The sequence below is a fragment of the Streptomyces sp. 8P21H-1 genome, from assembly GCF_013302945.1.
Genome location: NZ_JABTYA010000026.1, coordinates 1 through 1514, shown reverse-complemented (window position 1 = coordinate 1514; position 1514 = coordinate 1). Strand labels below are relative to the sequence as shown.

2 protein-coding genes are annotated in these 1514 nt (G+C 71.7%); one reads left to right on the top strand and one right to left on the bottom strand.

Annotated elements, in window-relative coordinates:
- The coding region (locus HO151_RS00695; RefSeq protein ID WP_173894197.1) for a nuclear transport factor 2 family protein at positions 1–399 on the bottom strand (399 nt) is incomplete at its 3' end.
- A gap of 144 nt (positions 400–543) precedes the next feature.
- On the opposite strand from HO151_RS00695, the gene HO151_RS00690 reads away from it, so the two are divergent.
- Positions 544–1514: AMP-binding protein (locus HO151_RS00690; protein WP_173894196.1), on the top strand; the 971-nt coding region annotated here is incomplete at its 3' end.

Sequence of the window (1514 nt, the reverse complement as noted above, 5' to 3'; positions counted from 1 at the left end):
CGCCGCGCCGCCCGCGGCCTCCCCGGTGGCGGCCCCGAGGCGGGCCGCCATCGCCGCCTGGAGGGCCCGGGCCCCCGACAGGGGACGGACCATGACGGTGAAGTCGTCGATCCGGCCGCTCCCGTCGAAGTGCAGGAGGTCGCAGCCCTGGAGGGTGCGGTCCCCCACCCGCGCCTCGAAGACCAGGGCGAGGTCGCGGCCTCCGGGGTCCGCGATCTCCCGGACGTAGCGGAAGTCCTCGAACACCTGCATGACGGCGCCCAGGATCGCGGAGGTGACCGCCTTTCCGGTGTACGGCTCGAACACCACCGGGCTGGTGAACACGACGTCCTCGGCGAGCAGGTCGACGAGGGCCGCCCGGTCACCGTCCTCGACGGCCCTGCGGAACGGGTGCGTCATCATCCGCCTCCCACCATTCATATTCAACATTTTGATTAGGTGTTTCGGACAGTACTCGGGAAGCGCGTCGATCCGCAACGGGTCCGCGGGGTACGGAAGCGGCCGGGCGAGGTAGGAAGGAACCACCGAACCGGAGGTGCTGTCGTGTACTACCCGCTGACCGTCCGTGACTTCCTCGATCGCGCGGCCCATGCCTACCCGGACCGCGTCGCCGTCGTCGACGAGCCGGAGCAGCCGGGGCCGAGCCTCGGCGAGCCCACCTACCGGGAACTGGCGGCGCTCGCCCGCGCCCAGGCGGCCGCATTGGACCGGCTGGACGTCCCGGTGGGCGGACGGGTCGCGGTCGTCTCGCAGAACTCGGCCCGGCTGCTCACCTCGTTCTTCGGCGTCTCCGGCTGGGGACGCGTCCTCGTACCGGTGAACTTCCGGCTCACGGGGCCGGAGATCGAGTACATCGTGCGGCACTCCGGCGCCTCGGTCGTCTACGCGGACCCCTCCCGCGCGGAGGTGCTCGACACCCTCGACGTCAAGCACAAGTTCGTCCTCGGCGACGACGAGGACCTCTTCCTGCACGGCACCGAGCCGCGGGAGTGGGCGGAGCCGGACGAGGGCGCGACGGCCAGCGTCAACTACACGTCCGGAACGACCGCCCGTCCCAAGGGGGTCCAGCTCACGCACCGCAACCTGTGGCTGAACTCGGCCGTGTTCGGCCTGCACACCACGATCAGCGACCGTGACGTCTACCTGCACACGCTCCCGATGTTCCACGCCAACGGCTGGGGCATGCCGTACGGCATCACCGGGGTCGGCGGCCGGCACATCGTGCTCCGCCAGATCGACGGGGCCGAGATCCTGCGCCGTGTCGAGCGGCACGGCGTCACCCTGATGTGCGCGGCGCCCGCCGTCCTGAACGCCGTGCTCGACGCCGCCGCCGGCTGGGAGGGCCCGGTCCCCGGCCGCGACCGGGTCAGGATCGTCTGCGCGGGCGCGCCGCCCCCGACCCGCACGATCGAGCGCGTGACGGTCGAGCTGGGCTGGGAGTTCATCCAGATCTACGGGCTCACCGAGACCTCGCCGCTCGTCACGGTCAACCGCGGCCGCGCGGAGTGGGACGG